This is a genomic window from Bacillus sp. AP50 (genome assembly GCF_040492675.1).
In the GTDB taxonomy this organism is placed as follows: Bacteria; Bacillota; Bacilli; order Bacillales; family Bacillaceae_G; genus Bacillus_A; species Bacillus_A cereus.
In genome coordinates this window covers 1-2,321 of sequence record NZ_JBEUTW010000201.1, presented here as the reverse complement: position 1 = coordinate 2,321, position 2,321 = coordinate 1, and the positions used below count along the sequence as shown (strand labels likewise).

The following is a 2,321-nucleotide window of genomic DNA, read 5'->3' as shown; positions in this document are numbered from 1 at the left end:
TAATCAGTGGGGGTTTTGTTCCCCCCCACTAATCATCAGCCCTCACCAATCGGGCTGCCCAGCAAATAGCGGAATAAATCCTTTTAGCTTTGAAGTGAATCTCTCACTTCCATATTCTATTGATTCTTCTTTTCATTCCCTTGCTGGTGGCCTCTATTTTCTTGTTGAGACCCCCTACCATTGTTCCCTTGCTCGTTTCCGTCATTTTCTTTCTGGGATCCTCTTCCATTGTTCCCTTGCCCATTTCCATTATTCCCTTGTTGAGATCCTCTTCCCTCTTCCGTTGTTCCCTTGCTGATTCCCATTATTTCCTTGTTGAGCTTCTCTACTGTTATTCTCCTGTTGATTCCCTCTATTTTCTTGCTGAGATCCTCTTCCATTGTTTTCTTTTATTTGCTTCGATGGCTGTTCCTCTGTTTTCTTTTGTTCTTTCTGCTCTTGCTTTTCATATTTTTTTTCTTTTACAGGAGACAAATCGAGTGTTGCATCAGGAGATGACTCCGGGTGTGATTGCACCTCTTCTTCGTTTTCCACCGGATTAGACGGGGTGACAGGAGGCGTAAGTGATTTGTTCTTCTCATTCTCTTGCTTTATATAAACACCTGTGCCAATTCCAGCTTTTCTAGCATTCTCTCGTATTTGCATTGTGCTACTTTGATATTCAACTGTAATATGTTTTAGCTCATATTCTTTCTTTAATTCTTTCATTGCCTTTTCCAAAAGTGGTTCTAGTGCCTTGTCCTTTGCAACAGCTGTTAGCATAACTTGCTTATCATTCGTTAAATACTTATCCTCTTGACTTTGCTTTATAATAGTACGTATTACTTCTTGTAATTGTTTATTTTCCCATTGCTTCAATTCTTTTAAAATACGCCTTCCATCATCATTACAAGCCTGCAAATCTATAACACGAAAATCCTTTGTTACGCTCACCTCTAAACTTGGATTTATATCAACTGAGACGTAAGCAAATACTTTTTCTTCTGGTTGGTTGTAGAAAAACAGCACTGCAAATAGAAAACAAGCAACAAGTATTGATGCAGGCTTTAAAAAGGAAGGAATCGAAAAATGCGATGCTTTTTGTTCTTGCTCATCAAACGAGATTTCCTCCCCGATTATGCAAGAATCCCCTTTTCTTTTACACGTAATAAACTCTCCATTTGGTGTTAAAACAACTACGCTATGCTTTTTTATATCCATCACAATTCCTTTATTCATCATGCTTTTCCCCTCTTATGTAATCCAGAATATATGTATAGTTGTTTGCAAAAATAATACACATTGCAATAATGTATTTTCTATGTCGTTCCAACGTTTTACGACTTACCCTAACACGCGGTTCAATCTGTTTAAGCGGTAACTTTTTCTTTCGGAACAGCTCTTCCATCATTTCCTCTTCTTTTATAATTATTTTCACAATTTCTATTAAGTGCTCACGTGTATCACGATGCTTAGGAGATTCTTTAGCAAGCTCTGAGAATGTGATTTTAAACTCAGCTAGCACACTTTGAAAATGAAGAATTTCCTCCTTACGGTTACTATTTTCCATCTCTTTCATATACTCCGTAAGCGACACTTGCATTTCTAACATTTCCTCTTGCTCATCTTCTTTTAAAAAGACAAAGTTATGTTTAGACTCCTTACGTATATAGTCAATTACATCTCTTTTTATAAGAAGATCAGCAAACGCTAAAAAGGATTTTCCTTTTGTATAGGAATACTGTTCAATTGCTTCGTTAAAAGCAAACAATCCAATGCTATATTCATCATCCTGTTCTGTAATATATCGACGGCAGACAGATGAGATTGATTTTCTAATAAAAGGCTGATACTGTACGATAAACGCTTCTTTGTCTTCTTCATTGTTTTGTATGTTACATACGATATCTTCTATTTTCGGTTTTCTTAAGATCTTCATTACTAAACTCAACACTTGTAATCTCCCAGCCTCCTTCAAATAGCAAAATGGCCACTACACAAGTGACCATTTAACCAGATTTTCTTGGTACTTTTCTTCGGTCTTGTTTTCTTGCTGTTAGTTATATTTTTCGAGTCTAACTTTTCCCAACGTTTTCTTAATAATTTTCCTTTTCTCTCGGCACTAAAGTTAAGTTTGTATTTTTATCTACTTTCTTATTTTCTACCGTTCGTTTTGCTTATTCTCTTTCTATTTTATCTGCAATCCTTGAATAACTCTTCTCTATATAATTGGTAATTTCATCCTTCCATTTTGGATGCCACTTAATCTAGTAATTTTATTAATACTTCTATATTCTTTCATAGTCATTTTTCTTCTATTTATTTTTTTCACTATACATATT

General features: G+C 35.4%; 1 protein-coding gene and 1 pseudogene. Both read right to left on the bottom strand.

What is annotated here, in order from left to right:
• Positions 1–134 precede the first annotated feature (134 nt).
• A pseudogene (locus tag ABWK52_RS16460) lies at positions 135–1,221 on the bottom strand (anti-sigma factor domain-containing protein); the annotation flags it as partial.
• Positions 1,211–1,933 (bottom strand): RNA polymerase sigma factor SigI, encoded by a 723-nt coding sequence (sigI, locus tag ABWK52_RS16455; RefSeq protein ID WP_002101143.1) that lies wholly within the window; start codon positions 1,931–1,933, stop codon positions 1,211–1,213. The pseudogene ABWK52_RS16460 and the gene sigI, both read right to left, overlap by 11 nt.
• Positions 1,934–2,321: the final 388 nt, after the last annotated feature.